This window comes from Pseudomonas sp. AC172 (genome assembly GCF_979258595.1).
This window is the reverse complement of record NZ_OZ409868.1, coordinates 4,806,953-4,820,966: the sequence shown is the minus strand read 5'-3', so window position 1 is coordinate 4,820,966 and position 14,014 is coordinate 4,806,953. Positions and strand designations below refer to the sequence as shown.

15 protein-coding genes are annotated in these 14,014 nt (G+C 59.8%); 5 read left to right on the top strand and 10 right to left on the bottom strand.

All coding sequences use genetic code 11. The features are described 5' to 3' along the window. Window positions 1-324 precede the first annotated feature (324 nt). On the top strand, window positions 325-1,428 hold the full coding sequence (gene gbdR, locus ACZ0A4_RS21790; protein WP_007949927.1) for a choline metabolism transcriptional regulator GbdR: 1,104 nt from the start codon (window positions 325-327) through the stop codon (window positions 1,426-1,428). A 112-nt stretch (window positions 1,429-1,540) separates the two neighbouring features. On the opposite strand, the gene ACZ0A4_RS21785 is transcribed toward gbdR, so the two are convergent. The 6 genes from ACZ0A4_RS21785 to ACZ0A4_RS21760 all read right to left on the bottom strand — a co-directional run bounded on the left by ACZ0A4_RS21785 (window position 1,541) and on the right by ACZ0A4_RS21760 (window position 7,150). Beyond that, a complete protein-coding gene (locus tag ACZ0A4_RS21785; RefSeq protein WP_095112758.1) occupies window positions 1,541-1,804 on the bottom strand; it encodes a hypothetical protein in 264 nt (87 codons plus the stop codon). Window positions 1,805-2,200: 396 nt separating this feature from the next. Beyond that, window positions 2,201-3,364 carry a gamma-butyrobetaine dioxygenase gene (locus tag ACZ0A4_RS21780; protein ID WP_463576334.1) on the bottom strand — a complete coding sequence of 388 codons (1,164 nt, stop codon included), beginning with the start codon at window positions 3,362-3,364 and terminating at the stop codon, window positions 2,201-2,203. Window positions 3,365-3,388: 24 nt separating this feature from the next. Beyond that, window positions 3,389-3,865 (bottom strand): thioesterase family protein, encoded by a 477-nt coding sequence (locus ACZ0A4_RS21775; RefSeq protein WP_463576333.1) that lies wholly within the window; start codon window positions 3,863-3,865, stop codon window positions 3,389-3,391. Window positions 3,866-4,089: 224 nt separating this feature from the next. After that, window positions 4,090-5,055, bottom strand: coding sequence for an L-carnitine dehydrogenase (locus tag ACZ0A4_RS21770; RefSeq protein WP_463576332.1), 966 nt, complete (start codon window positions 5,053-5,055; stop codon window positions 4,090-4,092). A 141-nt stretch (window positions 5,056-5,196) separates the two neighbouring features. Next, window positions 5,197-6,084 (bottom strand): 3-dehydrocarnitine:acetyl-CoA trimethylamine transferase CdhC, encoded by an 888-nt coding sequence (gene cdhC / locus ACZ0A4_RS21765; RefSeq protein ID WP_016983621.1) that lies wholly within the window; start codon window positions 6,082-6,084, stop codon window positions 5,197-5,199. A 121-nt stretch (window positions 6,085-6,205) separates the two neighbouring features. Then, entirely contained in the window at window positions 6,206-7,150 is a 945-nt protein-coding gene (locus ACZ0A4_RS21760; RefSeq protein ID WP_463576331.1) for a choline ABC transporter substrate-binding protein, read from the bottom strand. Between the two features lie 207 nt (window positions 7,151-7,357). Between ACZ0A4_RS21760 and ACZ0A4_RS21755 the strand changes: the two genes are divergently transcribed. Next, window positions 7,358-8,302, top strand: a complete 945-nt coding sequence (locus ACZ0A4_RS21755) for a GlxA family transcriptional regulator (RefSeq protein WP_123454170.1) — start codon at window positions 7,358-7,360, stop codon at window positions 8,300-8,302. Between the two features lie 143 nt (window positions 8,303-8,445). On the opposite strand, the gene ACZ0A4_RS21750 is transcribed toward ACZ0A4_RS21755, so the two are convergent. The 4 genes from ACZ0A4_RS21750 to ACZ0A4_RS21735 form a co-directional block, all read right to left on the bottom strand. After that, the gene (locus ACZ0A4_RS21750; RefSeq protein ID WP_463576330.1) at window positions 8,446-8,862 is read right to left on the bottom strand and encodes a DUF3010 family protein; all 417 of its coding nucleotides are present in this window, start codon (window positions 8,860-8,862) and stop codon (window positions 8,446-8,448) included. Window positions 8,863-8,891: 29 nt separating this feature from the next. Beyond that, on the bottom strand, window positions 8,892-9,215 hold the full coding sequence (locus tag ACZ0A4_RS21745) for a helix-turn-helix domain-containing protein (protein ID WP_222834145.1): 324 nt from the start codon (window positions 9,213-9,215) through the stop codon (window positions 8,892-8,894). After that, window positions 9,199-9,453, bottom strand: a complete 255-nt coding sequence (locus tag ACZ0A4_RS21740) for a type II toxin-antitoxin system RelE family toxin (RefSeq protein ID WP_064388148.1) — start codon at window positions 9,451-9,453, stop codon at window positions 9,199-9,201. Before ACZ0A4_RS21740 ends, ACZ0A4_RS21745 begins: the two co-directional genes overlap by 17 nt. 212 nt (window positions 9,454-9,665) lie before the next feature. Then, the gene (locus ACZ0A4_RS21735; RefSeq protein WP_463576329.1) at window positions 9,666-10,067 is read right to left on the bottom strand and encodes a lysozyme inhibitor LprI family protein; all 402 of its coding nucleotides are present in this window, start codon (window positions 10,065-10,067) and stop codon (window positions 9,666-9,668) included. 234 nt (window positions 10,068-10,301) lie between these two features. On the opposite strand from ACZ0A4_RS21735, the gene ACZ0A4_RS21730 reads away from it, so the two are divergent. The 3 genes from ACZ0A4_RS21730 to dgcA all read left to right on the top strand — a co-directional run bounded on the left by ACZ0A4_RS21730 (window position 10,302) and on the right by dgcA (window position 13,992). Beyond that, window positions 10,302-11,279, top strand: coding sequence for a dipeptidase (locus tag ACZ0A4_RS21730; RefSeq protein ID WP_027610650.1), 978 nt, complete (start codon window positions 10,302-10,304; stop codon window positions 11,277-11,279). A gap of 106 nt (window positions 11,280-11,385) precedes the next feature. Further along, a complete protein-coding gene (locus ACZ0A4_RS21725; protein WP_005792152.1) occupies window positions 11,386-11,916 on the top strand; it encodes a DUF5943 domain-containing protein in 531 nt (176 codons plus the stop codon). A gap of 15 nt (window positions 11,917-11,931) precedes the next feature. Further along, window positions 11,932-13,992: a dimethylglycine demethylation protein DgcA gene (gene dgcA / locus ACZ0A4_RS21720; RefSeq protein ID WP_397482269.1), complete on the top strand. Its 2,061-nt coding sequence runs from the start codon at window positions 11,932-11,934 to the stop codon at window positions 13,990-13,992. The last annotated feature ends 22 nt before the right edge of the window (window positions 13,993-14,014 follow it).

The window sequence follows — 14,014 nt, the reverse complement described above, 5'->3', positions numbered from 1 at the left end:
AGCCCTTCTACCGTCCGTCACCCGTGCTTGCGGTGACACTCCCCGCAAACTGCGCGCAGGCCAGTTCCCACAAGTGCTACCGATTTGCTCACACACCTCGGGGCGGGGCTTTCTCAGCCGCTGATGGCACTTCGAAATACCTTTCGTCGGACGTCTCGTATAGACACGTCGCGACGTCGTTTTCAGGAGTTATTGAACGGCCATCCAATTTTAGGCATGGCAATTGCTCTGTCATAACAAAGCCCGTCTCCCACGCGAGAACGCTGGCAATAACAAGAGCCTCCGCCTGAGGCCATCACCCGCTTTGTGTGAGGAGATACCGCGATGACGTCGTTCAACTCCGGGGCCCAACCCCAGAACCGTGCGCCTCAATCCATCGGCTTTCTGCTGCTGGACAATTTCACGCTGATTTCTCTGGCCTCCGCAGTAGAACCCCTGCGCATGGCCAACCAATTGTCCGGTCGCGAGCTGTATCGCTGGAGCACCCTCACCGTCGACGGCGGCCAGGTGTGGGCCAGTGACGGTCTGCAAATCACCCCCGACGCCTCCATGCACAAAGCCCCGCCACTGGATACTGTGATCGTTTGCGGCGGCATCGGTATCCAGCGCACCGTTACCCGCGAACACGTTTCATGGCTGCAAAGCCAGGCGCGTCAGTCCAAGCGCCTCGGCGCCGTGTGCACCGGCAGTTGGGCATTGGCCTGCGCTGGCCTGCTCGACGGTTTCGATTGCAGCGTGCACTGGGAATGTCTGGCGGCGATGCAGGAAGCTTTCCCGCGCGTGGCCATGAGCACTCGTTTGTTCACCCTCGACCGTAACCGTTTCACCAGCTCCGGCGGCACCGCGCCGCTGGACATGATGCTGCACTTGATCAGCCGCGATCACGGCCGTGAACTGTCCGCCGCGATCTCGGAGATGTTCGTCTACGAGCGTATCCGCAACGAGCAGGATCACCAGCGCGTGCCGCTCAAGCACATGCTCGGCACCAACCAGCCGAAACTGCAGGAAATCGTCGCGCTGATGGAAGCCAATCTGGAAGAGCCGATCGACCTGGATGAATTGGCGGTGTATGTCGCCGTGTCGCGTCGTCAGCTGGAGCGGTTGTTCCAGAAATACCTGCACTGCTCGCCATCGCGTTATTACTTGAAGCTGCGCCTGATCCGCGCCCGGCAGTTGCTCAAGCAAACGCCGATGTCGATCATCGAAGTGGCGTCGGTGTGTGGTTTCGTCTCGACGCCGCACTTCTCCAAGTGCTACCGCGAATACTTCGGCATTCCGCCGCGTGACGAGCGCGTAGGCTCCAACACCACCCAGCAGGTGGCGATGCTGCCGCTGCCGCAGGCGATCGTGATGTCGCCGCTGTCGGGGCCGATGTCGGCGTTGAGTCAGGCGCGCAATGAGTCGACGTTTGCCAGCGTAAGGCTCTAGACCGAGTCAACTTCATCGCTGGCAAGCCAGCTCCCACAGTGATCCGGTTGAACACAATATTTGTGTCCGGCGCAGATCCTGTGGGAGCTGGCTTGCCAGCGATGAGGGCCTGTCAGGCGCTGTGGCTTTGCTGGAAATCGGCGAGTGCCGGCAACAACTGCTTGTCGATCGCCTGACGTACCGCCGGTTGAATACTGGCGCCGCTGGTGTACATGTCCTTGACCATCTTGCGCAGTTCAAACGCGCGAACATTATCCAGACCGCGCACCGCGCACTCGCAAGCCTGATCGGCGGTAGTACCACTGGGTACTTGAATGCCTAATGCCTTGAGCTGGCCCAACAAATCTTCCTGATCGATCAAATCGGCATACATCATGACGCGCATCCTTCTTCGGTAACGGAGGTCGTGGCTCGATTCTGGTAGCCCCGCCGGGGCACGGCAAGGGCGTTTTGTCTGCGTGGCTGCGACGACTATGAACAGGTCGTTTTCGGCTAACTTGCCGCTCAAGAGAGTGGGCACACTGAACTCAGCTTGCAACACGAAGGTTTGGTCACCCTCGCACGGCAGCTCCTCAAAAGTACCCTCTGCCCCGATCCTGTCACGGCTTGTATCGGGGCTTTTTTTGCCTGTTTGTCAGAGAGAAGTTTGTTGTTCCTACCGACGTCATCGCTGGCAAGCCAGCTCCCACAAGTTTTGGGTCTGGCCGCATATTTGTGAAACGCCGCCGACCCCTGTGGGAGCGAGCCTGCTCGCGAAGAACGATGACGCGGTCTAGCGTTGCAACACCAGAATCCGCGACAACAACTCATCCCGGTCGACATAGCAGCCCTGAAAATGCCGCGCCCCGGTTGCCGGATCAAACGCATTGCGCGCATGCAACGTGCGGCGGTTATCAAAGCACCACAGTTCGCCCGCATTGAGCCGCTGCATCAACCGAAACCGTGGCTCACGCGTCATCGCAATAAACCGCCTATACGCCCGATACAACACCGGCATCTGCTCCACCGACGTATCAAACGCCCCGCGCAAAAAGTTCGCCATGCGAATTTCCGCCACACGTCCCAAGGCATCCAAAGCAATGATCGGCGCCAGGCAGCGATAGTCGCTATGGCGATCCTTGTTGCGAAACTCCACGGGGATTTCACACAGCGCCTGAAACGATGCCGGGTCTTCACTGCGCAACGCATCGGCAATCGCAAAACCATCGACAAAAATACTCTCGCCACCTTCTGCGTCATTCACCAGACAATGCAGAAATTGCAATCCAGGTTGCAGCTCGCGAGTCGGCAGGTCGGTATGCAAGGGCAGGTTGAAAGCGGTGTAGGCATTGCTGTCGGCATCCGCCTTGGACTGCACGTTGAACAGCACGCCGAAGTTGCTTTCACGAATGAAGGAAATACGTTGCGCGATGAGCTTCAGCGAACCGGGTTCGGTGGGTACGCCGCGCACTTGCGTCAGGCCGATGTCGCGCACGGCGAGCAGCCATTGCAGCAGCGCGGCGTTGTCGTTCATCAGTGCCGCGTATTCGAACACCGGGAGTTGCAGATCGCTACGCCAAAGAAAGGGCTTGGGCTTGGCGGCCAGACGTTCGGCGCGGGATTCATCATCGTAGGCATGCGCGCGCAACCAGCCCGGATCGAAACGGCTGAGGTGACCGTCGTGCCAGTCGACGCGCAGGCAGCCGTCGGTATCGATGTGTGCGGCTGTGGGTTTCAGATCTTCAGCCGCATCGACGATCTCGAAAACCTGCTCACGGGTGACGTTGTAGACGCACTGCTGGCACGGGCAGTTATCCCGCAACCAGACAGCGTGAAACGGGCTGACGCGACCGTCAGCCCATTCAATGGCAACGCGATCCGCCAGGCTCTGCACGCCGCTTAGCGCGCTGATCAACGGATAAGTACGGAAATCGGCAACAGCGGCAGCGGTGTTCATGGCGGCTCCTAGCGATCGATGGATTTACCTTGCAGGCGGCAACGCGATAACGCGGCCGATGTAAGCGGGGGCGGGCAAGTCTTTTTGCTCGGCGACGATGTCTTGCAGGCGGCTCAAGGTGTCCGGGCTGAACAGCGCCGAACGCGGGCCGGCGAGATCGACGTGCAACAGCATCTGTTCGTTGCCGGCCAGTTCCTCATCCTCAGCAACCTTGTGCAGGCTGTGATAGAGGTGCAGGCGTTTGCTGTCGTGGCCGATGATTTGTGTACGCACTTCGACCTCGCTGTCGAGCTTCACTTCGTGCAGGTAATTGAGGTGCAGTTCGAGGGTGAACAGCGAGTGGCCGCTGGCTTCGCGGTTGTTGCTGTCCATGCCGAGACGGTCCATCAGGGCGTCGGTGGCGAAGCTGAAGATCAGCAGGTAGAAGGCGTCGCGCAGGTGGCCGTTGTAATCGACCCAGTCGGGGATGATGGTGGTTTGGTAGGTGGTGAGGTGTGGCATGGTTTGGGTTCCGGCAGTGGGCGGATTTTTAAGATCAAGAGCTACCCCCTCACCCCAGCCCTCTCCCCCAGGGGGGAAAGGGGGAAGGGAGCAGATCGGGGGCCTTTCAAGACTTGAGTTCGGCTCGATAGATCAAGTCGGCGTAACTCGCATGAGCACCGCGGTCAGTCCCCTCTACCCCTGGGAGAGGGCTAGGGTGAGGGCAGCGGTTTGACGCGAACGCATTACTGGCTGAACGCCATCCCATGCTTTTCCTTTGTGGTCTTCACCGCCTCAAGCACCGCCAGCAAGCAATCATCACGATAGCGTTCCAGGGCCGAAATGCTGTGCCGGCCGAGCTGATCACTGGTGCCCTCGACCACATCATCAATCAACTTGTCAGTCAGTTCCGGCGCCGGCAGATACGTCCACGGCAACTGCAACGCCGGGCCGAATTGCGACATGAAGTGGCGCATGCCTGCATCGCCGCCAGCCAGCGTGTAAGTCAGGAAAGTCCCCATGAACGACCAGCGCAGACCAGCGCCAAAACGGATCGCATCGTCGATCTCGCCAGTGGTCGCCACACCGTCATTGACCAGGTGCAGCGCCTCACGCCACAGCGCTTCAAGCAAGCGGTCAGCAATGAATCCCGGCACCTCCTTGCGCACATGCAGGGGACGCATGCCGAGGGATTCGTAGACTTTCATCGCTGCCTGCACGGCTTCCGGTGCGGTGTTCTTGCCACCGACAACTTCCACCAGCGGCAACAGATAAACCGGGTTGAACGGGTGACCGACCACGCAACGCTCCGGATGCGTCGAGCTCTCGTAAAACTCGCTCGGCAACAGGCCCGAGGTACTCGAACCGATCAGCGCATTGGGCTTGGCCGCTGCGCTGATTTTGCTGTGAAGATCGAGCTTTAGATCGAGACGTTCCGGAGCGCTTTCCTGAATGAAATCGGCATCGCGCACGCACTCCTCGATGGTCGCGACAAAGCGCAGACGATCCTGCGAAGCGCCCGGTGCCAGACCGTTTTTCTCCAGCGCGCCCCAGGCATTGGCCACACGTTTACGCAGCGCCGCTTCGGCGCCGGGCGCCGGATCCCAAGCCACCACATCGAGGCCGTGGGCGAGGGCGCGGGCCACCCAGCCACTGCCGATGACACCGCTGCCCAGCGCGGCGAAGGTTTTGATATCGGTGATAAAGCTCATGGTGATTTCCTGAAAGTTGTGGCGATCCCTGTGGGAGCGAGCTTGCTCGCGAAGGGGGCGTTACATCCGCAGCATCTTCATCAGCAGAGCCATCGCATTCGCGAGCAAGCTCGCTCCCACAGGGTCAGAGGTAAATTCGAGTTAACCGCGCTGGGTCAGGCCCATTTTCTTGCGGCCTTCCGCCGGGGTCAGCACACGGGCGCCGAGGCGGCTGAGGATTTCGGTGGCGCGCTCAACCAATTGGCCGTTGGTCGCCAGCACACCTTTGTCCAGCCACAAGTTGTCTTCCAGCCCGACCCGCACGTTGCCGCCCAGCAGCACCGCTTGCGCGGCCATCGGCATCTGCATGCGGCCAATGCCGAAGCCGGCCCACACCGCGTCGGCTGGCAGGTTATCGACCATGGCTTTCATGGTGGTGGTATCGGCCGGCGCACCCCACGGGATGCCCAGGCACAGCTGGAACAGCGGGTTATCGAGCAACCCTTCCTTGATCATCTGCTTGGCGAACCACAGGTGACCGGTGTCGAAAATCTCCAGTTCGGCCTTCACGCCTAGCTCGGTAATACGCTTGGCGCCCGCACGCAGTTGCGCCGGCGTCGACACATAAATGGTGTCGCCATCGCCGAAGTTCAGCGTGCCGCAATCGAGGGTGCAGATTTCCGGCAGCAGTTCTTCAACGTGCGCCAGACGGGTCAGCGGGCCGACCAGATCGGTGTTCGGGCCGAATTCCATCGGGTTCTCGCCAGCGCCGATTTCGAGGTCGCCGCCCATGCCGGCGGTGAGGTTGACGATGATGTCGACGTCCGCCTCGCGGATGCGCTCCATCACTTCGCGGTACAGCGCCACGTCACGGCTGAACTTGCCGGTCTGCGGATCGCGCACATGGCAGTGCACAACCGTGGCGCCAGCCTTGGCCGCTTCAACGGCTGCCGCTGCGATCTGTTTCGGGGTGACCGGCACGTGCGGGCTCTTGGCGGTCGTGTCGCCAGCACCGGTGAGTGCGCAGGTGATGATGACGTCGTGGTTCATGGTGCGGTTTCCTTCAGGCGTGATGGGTCTGTCCGCAGCCCGTTGCGGGAGCTGCGAAGCTTCGTTCAGTTCCCTCTCCCTCCGGGATAGGGCTAGGGTGAGGGGCTTTTAAATGAGAGGGTTATTTGCTGGTCAGCTGGAGGTTTTCAGCGGCCGGTTTGCCGTCAAAAGTGGTCACACCTTCCAGCCAGCGCTGCTTGTCTTCGGGGTGATCCTTGAGCCATTGCCTGGCCGATTCGAAAGCGTCCTTGTGATCGAGCAGCGGTTGCATCATCCGGCTCTCGTCCTCGGCGGTGAAGGTCAGGTTGGTCAGCAGACGGCCCACGTTCGGGCACTGCTCGGCGTATTTCGGCGCAGTGACCGTCCACACCGTGGCCATGCCTTCGTTCGGGCCGAGGGCGTCGTCGCTGCCGGTCAGATACGTCATCTTCACATTGACGTTCATCGGGTGCGGCGCCCAGCCGAAGAACACCACAGCCTCTTTGCGGCGCACGGCGCGATCGACGGCGGCGAGCATGCCGGCCTCGCTGGACTCGACCAACTGGAATTTGCCGAGACCGAACTGGTTCTTGGCGATCATTGCCTTGATCTGCGTGTTGGCGCCCGAGCCTGGCTCGATGCCGTAAATCTTGCCGCCCAGCTCTTTTTCAAACTTGGCGATGTCGGCGAAGGTCTTCAGGCCCTTGTCAGCCAGATAAGTCGGCACGGCGAGGGTCGCACGGGCGTCTTTCAGGCTTGGTGCTTCGAGCACCTTGACCTGATTGGCGTCGACGAACGGCGTGATGGTCTGGGTCATCAGCGGGTTCCAGTAACCGAGGAACAAGTCCAGACGCTGATCGCGGATCCCGGCGAAGATGATTTGCTGGGAGGCGCTGGTTTGTTTGGTGTTGTAGCCGAGGCCGTCGAGCAGGACCTGGGTCATGGCACTGGTGGCGATCACGTCGGTCCAGTTGACCACGCCCATGCGTACGTTCTGGCACGATGCCGGGTCGGCCGCCATGACGCTGGTGCTCAAGAAAGCGGTACCGCTGAGTGCAAGAACACAGCTGCTGATCAGTCGTTTCATGTCGGGTTCCTCGGCAGGTCGTTTATTGTGAGTTCCGGCATCTGTCGTGCCGGTGATGCAAAGTTACGCAGCTGTGCGCCCATGAAAGCGCACTGCGGCGACTGGCATTTGCACTGTAGCGACCTGCGCGCTTGAACGCCGACGACAATCGGCGTATCAACGATCCACGCTCCCCTCCCTCTCGTTACCCGCGAATCGAGTGCGCACATGTCTCAGGACTTCTACTTTCTGCTGATGCCGGGGTTCTCCGCTATTGGCTTTATCTCTGCAATTGAACCGCTGCGCGTGGCCAACCGCTTTCGTGGCGAGTTGTATCGCTGGCATGTGTTGAGTGCCGATGGCGGGGCGGTGCTGGCGAGCAACGGCATGTCGGTCAATGCCGATGCGGCGCTGGAACCGTTGAAGAAAGGTGCGACGTTGTTGGTGGTGGCCGGGTTTGAGCCATTGAAGTTCGCCACGCCCACCCTTGAACACTGGTTGCGACGGCTGGATAACGAAGGCGTGACCCTCGGTGCCATCGACACCGGCAGCTTTGTCCTCGCTGAGGCGGGCCTGCTTGATGGTCATCGCCTGACGCTGCACTGGGAAGCCATCGATGCCTTCAAGGAATCTTATCCACAGCTCAGCGTCACTCAGGAGCTGTTCGAGATCGACCGCCGGCGCATCACCTCGGCCGGCGGCACGGCTTCCATCGACCTAATGCTTGATCTGATCGCCCAGGCCCACGGCCCGCAACTGGCGATCCAGGTCAGCGAACAGTTTGTGCTGGGGCGCATTCGCCCACGCAAAGACCACCAGCGCATGGAAGTCGCCACGCGTTACGGCATCAACAACAAGAAACTGGTGCAGGTGATCGGCGAGATGGAGCAGCACAGCGAACCGCCGCTGACCACGCTGCAATTGGCGGAATCGATCAAGGTCACGCGACGGCAACTGGAGCGCCTGTTCCGGCTGCACCTGAACGATACGCCGAGCAATTTTTATCTTCGGTTACGCCTGGAAAAGGCCCGGCAGCTACTGCGCCAGACCGACATGAGCGTGCTCGAAGTCAGCATCGCCTGCGGCTTTGAATCGCCGTCCTACTTCACCCGTAGCTACCGCGCAAAATTCGCCCGCTGCCCCCGCGAAGACCGCCGTACCGCCCAGGCCTGAGTGGTTTCAGCAACACCCTAGAACCCTGTGGGAGCGGGCTTGCCCGCGATGAGGCCAGCACATCCAACATTGTTATTGCCTGACACACCGCCATCGCGGGCAAGCCCGCTCCCACAGGTTCCAAGGTGATTTCGGGAATCGCGTTACTTCTTCACCAACGCCGAACACGCCGCCTTATAAGCCTCATGCTGATACTTGTTCAGCGTCCCCGGCAGCTCGAAATCATGCTTCTTCGCCTGCGCATTGATCGTCTGCGGCGACAACAACGTCACCTCACACCCATCGAGCAACTGCAAAATCCCTTCAATCTTGAACGTCGTCGGCCCACCGGCAAACTCACCCTTCTTGCTGCGCTTCTTGATCGCAATCCGGTCAATCGAATTCTCCCGCACAAACGACGCCACTTGCGCCGCGAACAGCTTAACGTTCGCCGCTTCATCATCGTCTTCGAGGGCGATTTTCTTGGTGGCAAGGGGAACGTGGCTCAGGGCCGAGCCGTCGAGAGCAGCCACGGCGATGATCGCTTCGCTGCCTTTGATTTCAATGCCGCAGATGTTCATGGGAAATTCCTTGAAGTGAAGGGGGCAGCTTACAGCTCTAGCTGATTGGCGGTGATGCCGAACGCTGCTGCAATTTTCTCACGCGTAGCCTTGCGAGGCTTGGCGACGGTTTCCTGCTGGGCAAACGCCGGTTGCGAAATGCCCATGCGTTTGGCGACTTCTTCCTGAGTCAGGTTGAGGTGTTCGCGCCAGGCTCGGATCGGTGTTGCCCCGTCGACCATGCGGCTAACTACCTCATGGGGGATCAGATCTGGTTGCATTTTCTGTGCGACGTATTGCGCATAGGGAATGACCACGAAGGCCGGTTTGCCCTCGGCGTCGTTGATGATTTGGATGTCAGTAGGTGCGTTCATCGCGTTTTTTGACCTCTTGAATACTGACCACTTTGATTGCGCCGTCCCAGTCGAACATCACTCGATAATTGCCGACACGCAGGCGGTAGGCGTAGTCATGGCCAATCAGTGCTTTGACATTACCCACATCAGGCATGTCGGCAAGCGCCGTAACGGCATCCCGAACCTGTACCTGATGCACAGAATGCAATTTCAAAAGTTGCTTAACGGCCTTTCGAGTCCAGTGGATGCTGTTCATGGAAGAATATAAGTCTTTTATAAGATTATCGAATCTTTGCTTATATTTTTCGCTTGGCCAACTGAAAACAGATGTCAGCGTATTGCGTGAAAACCCCGCAGATAAAGGCGTTCACGCAATACGTGTAGGCATGTACGGTATCTTTTGTAGGAAGAGGAGATTGACGCGATGAAAGCAGAAAACGATTCCAGCTTTCCTCCGAGCTATAAGGATCATTCCTGCCCAATCGACTCCAAAAACTCCGACCGTTCATCACTCATCCGCGCCACGCAGTCATTCTGCGCAATCGTAAACGCCTTGCTCCCCGCCGTCGCCGGGAACGCCTCTACCGCGCAATCCGCATCCCGCGTCTTCAGCCACTGCTGCTGCGCCGTCTTGATCTTGGCGGTAATGTCCGCCAGTTGCGTCGGGTTCTTGCCGTACGCCGTCTGCATGCGTTCGGTCAGGCTGGCGTAGTTGTCCTTGAGCAGGTCTTCGGCGGTGGTGCGGCTGTAGGTCGAGCATTCCAGGGTCTGGACGTCGTTTTCGACGGCGTCGCAGGGGTTGTTGTCGGACTCTTCAGCGGCGTGTACGCCGGTCGCCATCAGTGCCAAAGCCAGGAAGATCGATTTCATTGTTGTCGCCGCTCTAATCCAGTGGTGTTTCCAAGATGCGCCAGATTCTGGCTCAAGCGTGCGGGCTTGAACAGGTAGCTGATCGGAGCGTCTGGCGACCCTTTGTCGCGGATTGACGCTTTCGGCAATTCCCCTGTCGTTTTTGCACCCGGTCGCCCCGGCACCGAGGCATATGCTGGCCCCAAAGCGCCGGCAGACGATTCGGCGCATGAATCGCCAATAAGGGGACGCCTGATGAGCCCAGCCGAATTACACGCCGACAGCATCGTTATCGACGGTCTGATCATTGCCAAATGGAACCGCGAGCTGTTCGAAGACATGCGCAAGGGCGGTCTGACGGCAGCCAACTGCACTGTGTCGGTGTGGGAAGGCTTTCAGGCGACCGTGAACAACATCGCTGCCAGCCAGAAGCTGATCCGCGAAAACAGCGACCTGGTGATGCCGGTGCGCACCACCGCCGACATCCGTCGCGCGAAGGAACAGGGCAAGACCGGCATCCTCTTCGGCTTCCAGAATGCCCACGCCTTTGAAGACCAGATCGGCTATGTCGAAGTGTTCAAGCAGCTCGGCGTCGGCATTGTGCAGATGTGCTACAACACCCAGAACCTGGTCGGCACCGGTTGCTACGAGCGTGACGGCGGCCTGTCGGGCTTCGGTCGCGAAATCGTCGCCGAGATGAACCGTGTTGGCGTCATGTGCGACCTGTCCCATGTCGGTTCGAAGACTTCCGAAGAAGTCATCCTCGAATCGAAAAAACCGGTGTGCTACTCCCACTGTCTGCCGTCGGGTCTCAAAGAGCACCCGCGTAACAAATCCGATGAAGAACTGAAGTTCATTGCCGACCACGGCGGTTTTGTCGGCGTGACCATGTTCGCGCCGTTCCTCGCCAAAGGCATTGATTCGACCATCGACGATTACGCCGAAGCGATCGAATACACCATGAACATCGTCGGCGAAGACGCCATCGGCATCGGCACCGACTTCACCCAGGGGCACGGTCAGGACTTCTTCGAATACCTGACCCACGACAAGGGCTATGCCCGCCGCCTGACGAGCTTCGGCAAGATCATCAATCCGCTGGGCATCCGCACCGTTGGCGAGTTCCCGAACCTGACCGAAACCCTGCTCAAGCGCGGCCATTCCGAGCGCGTCGTGCGCAAGATCATGGGCGAGAACTGGGTCAACGTCCTCAAAGACGTCTGGGGCGAGTAACGCTTTCTCAAGACCGCCGCCGATCTGCTCCCTCTCCCTCTGGGAGAGGGCTGGGGTGAGGGCCGCGGCCAACACTGAATCTAAAATTTTCTGGAGTTAAGTTTCCATGGCCAAGATCGCCCCGCAATTGCCAATCGAAGTCGACAGCGAGACCGGTGTCTGGACCTCCGACGCCCTGCCGATGCTCTACGTGCCGCGTCACTTCTTTGTGAATAACCACATGGGCATCGAAGAGGTTTTGGGCGCTGACGCCTACGCCGAGATCCTCTACAAGGCCGGCTACAAGTCCGCTTGGCACTGGTGCGAGAAAGAAGCCGAATGCCACGGTCTGGAAGGCGTCGCGGTGTTCGAACACTACATGAAGCGCCTGTCGCAACGCGGCTGGGGCCTGTTCAAGATCCAGGACATCGACCTCGACAAAGGCACCGCCAGCGTCAAGCTCGAACACTCGGCGTTCGTCTACGTCTACGGCAAGGTCGGGCGCAAGGTCGACTACATGTTCACCGGTTGGTTTGCCGGTGCGATGGACCAGATTCTTGAGGCACGCGGCAGCAAGATTCGCACGGTTGCCGAACAAGTCTACGGTGGCTCCGAAGAAGGCCACGACGACGGCCTGTTCACCGTCAAGCCGTTGTAAGTCGAGGAACCCGCCATGGCTTTCGAAGCAATGTTCCAGCCGATCCAGATCGGCAAACTGACCATCCGCAACCGCGTGCTCAGTACCGCGCACGCCGAGGTCTACGCGACTGACGGTGGCATGACCACCGAGCGCTACGTCAAGTATTACGAAGAGAAAGCCAAGGGCGGCATCGGCCTGGCGATCTGTGGCGGCTCCTCCGTGGTCGCCATCGACAGCCCGCAGCAGTGGTGGAGTTCGGTCAACCTGTCGACCGACCGGATCATTCCGCACTTCCAGAATCTCGCTGACGCCATGCACAAGCATGGCGCCAAGATCATGATTCAGATTACCCACATGGGCCGGCGCTCGCGCTGGGACGGTTTCCACTGGCCGACCCTGATGTCGCCGTCGGGCATCCGTGAACCGGTACACCGCGCGACCTGCAAAACCATCGAGCCGGAAGAAATCTGGCGGGTGATCGGCAACTACGCCCAGGCTGCACGCCGGGCCAAGGCCGGTGGTCTCGACGGCGTTGAACTGTCGGCGGTGCACCAGCACATGATCGACCAGTTCTGGAGCCCGCGCGTCAACAAGCGTACCGACGAATGGGGCGGCACCTTCGAAGGACGGATGAAGTTCGGTCTGGAAGTACTGAAAGCCGTACGCGCCGAGGTCGGTGACGACTTCTGCGTGGGCATGCGTCTGTGCGGCGACGAGTTCCACCCGGACGGCTTGTCCCACGAGGACATGAAGCAGATCGCCAAGTATTACGACGACACCGGCATGCTCGATTTCATCGGCGTCGTCGGCTCGGGGTGTGACACTCACAACACCCTGGCCAACGTGATTCCGAACATGAGTTATCCACCGGAGCCGTTCCTGCATCTGGCCGCCGGGATCAAGGAAGTGGTCAAGGTGCCGGTGCTGCACGCACAGAACATCAAGGACCCGAACCAGGCCACGCGCATCCTTGAAGGCGGTTACGTCGACATGGTCGGCATGACCCGCGCGCACATCGCCGACCCGCACCTGATCGCCAAGATCAAGATGGGCCAGATCGACCAGATCAAGCAATGCGTTGGCGCTAACTATTGCATCGACCGTCAGTATCAAGGTCTCGACGTGTTGTGCATCCAGAACGCCGCGACCTCCCGTGAATACATGGGCGTGCCGCACATCATCGAGAAATCCACCGGGCCGAAACGCAAGGTGGTCATCGTCGGTGCCGGCCCTGCCGGCATGGAAGCGGCACGCGTTGCCGCCGAGCGTGGCCACGACGTGACCCTGTTCGAGAAGAAAGAATTCATCGGCGGGCAGATCACCACCGCCTCGAAAGCGCCGCAGCGCGACCAGATCGCCGGTATTACTCGCTGGTTTCAGCTGGAGCTGGCGCGGCTGAAAGTCGATTTGCGCCTGGGCACGGCGGCCGATGCCGACACCATCATGGACTTACGTCCGGATGTAGTGGTGCTGGCAGTTGGCGGGCATCCATACCTGGAGCAAAACGAGCACTGGGGCGCCGCCGAAGGGCTGGTGGTCAGCAGCTGGGACGTGCTCGACGGCAAGGTTGCGCCGGGCAAGAACGTGCTGGTCTACGACACCATTTGCGAGTTCACCGGGATGTCGGTTGCCGACTTCCTCGCCGACAAGGGCAGCCAGGTCGAGATCGTCACCGACGACATCAAACCGGGCGTGGCCATCGGCGGTACGTCGTTCCCGACCTACTACCGCAGCATGTACCCGAAAGAAGTGATCATGACCGGCGACATGATGCTGGAGAAGGTCTACCGCGAAGGCGACAAACTGGTCGCGGTGCTGGAGAACGAATACACCGGCGCCAAAGAGGAGCGGGTGGTCGATCAGGTGGTGGTGGAAAACGGTGTGCGTCCGGATGAGGAAATCTACTACGCGCTCAAAGAGGGTTCGCGCAACAAGGGCCAGATCGACGTCGAAGCATTGTTCGCGATCCAGCCGCAACCTTCGCTGAGTGAGGCGGGCGACGGCTACTTGCTGTTCCGCATCGGCGACTGCGTGGCGCAGCGCAACACGCACGCCGCGATCTACGACGCGCTCAGACTGTGTAAAGACTTCTAAAGGTTTGCACACAACCCTGTGG

Coding starts and splice junctions, on each gene's coding strand:
- ACZ0A4_RS21750 (WP_463576330.1), bottom strand. CDS start 8,862: ATGAACATCTGCGGCATTGAAATCAAAGGCAGCGAAGCGATCATCGCC.
- ACZ0A4_RS21775 (WP_463576333.1), bottom strand. CDS start 3,865: ATGCCACACCTCACCACCTACCAAACCACCATCATCCCCGACTGGGTC.
- gbdR (WP_007949927.1), top strand. CDS start 325: ATGACGTCGTTCAACTCCGGGGCCCAACCCCAGAACCGTGCGCCTCAA.
- ACZ0A4_RS21770 (WP_463576332.1), bottom strand. CDS start 5,055: ATGAGCTTTATCACCGATATCAAAACCTTCGCCGCGCTGGGCAGCGGT.
- ACZ0A4_RS21745 (WP_222834145.1), bottom strand. CDS start 9,215: ATGAACGCACCTACTGACATCCAAATCATCAACGACGCCGAGGGCAAA.
- ACZ0A4_RS21755 (WP_123454170.1), top strand. CDS start 7,358: ATGTCTCAGGACTTCTACTTTCTGCTGATGCCGGGGTTCTCCGCTATT.
- ACZ0A4_RS21730 (WP_027610650.1), top strand. CDS start 10,302: ATGAGCCCAGCCGAATTACACGCCGACAGCATCGTTATCGACGGTCTG.
- ACZ0A4_RS21780 (WP_463576334.1), bottom strand. CDS start 3,364: ATGAACACCGCTGCCGCTGTTGCCGATTTCCGTACTTATCCGTTGATC.
- cdhC (WP_016983621.1), bottom strand. CDS start 6,084: ATGAACCACGACGTCATCATCACCTGCGCACTCACCGGTGCTGGCGAC.
- ACZ0A4_RS21735 (WP_463576329.1), bottom strand. CDS start 10,067: ATGAAATCGATCTTCCTGGCTTTGGCACTGATGGCGACCGGCGTACAC.
- dgcA (WP_397482269.1), top strand. CDS start 11,932: ATGGCTTTCGAAGCAATGTTCCAGCCGATCCAGATCGGCAAACTGACC.
- ACZ0A4_RS21740 (WP_064388148.1), bottom strand. CDS start 9,453: ATGAACAGCATCCACTGGACTCGAAAGGCCGTTAAGCAACTTTTGAAA.
- ACZ0A4_RS21760 (WP_463576331.1), bottom strand. CDS start 7,150: ATGAAACGACTGATCAGCAGCTGTGTTCTTGCACTCAGCGGTACCGCT.
- ACZ0A4_RS21785 (WP_095112758.1), bottom strand. CDS start 1,804: ATGATGTATGCCGATTTGATCGATCAGGAAGATTTGTTGGGCCAGCTC.
- ACZ0A4_RS21725 (WP_005792152.1), top strand. CDS start 11,386: ATGGCCAAGATCGCCCCGCAATTGCCAATCGAAGTCGACAGCGAGACC.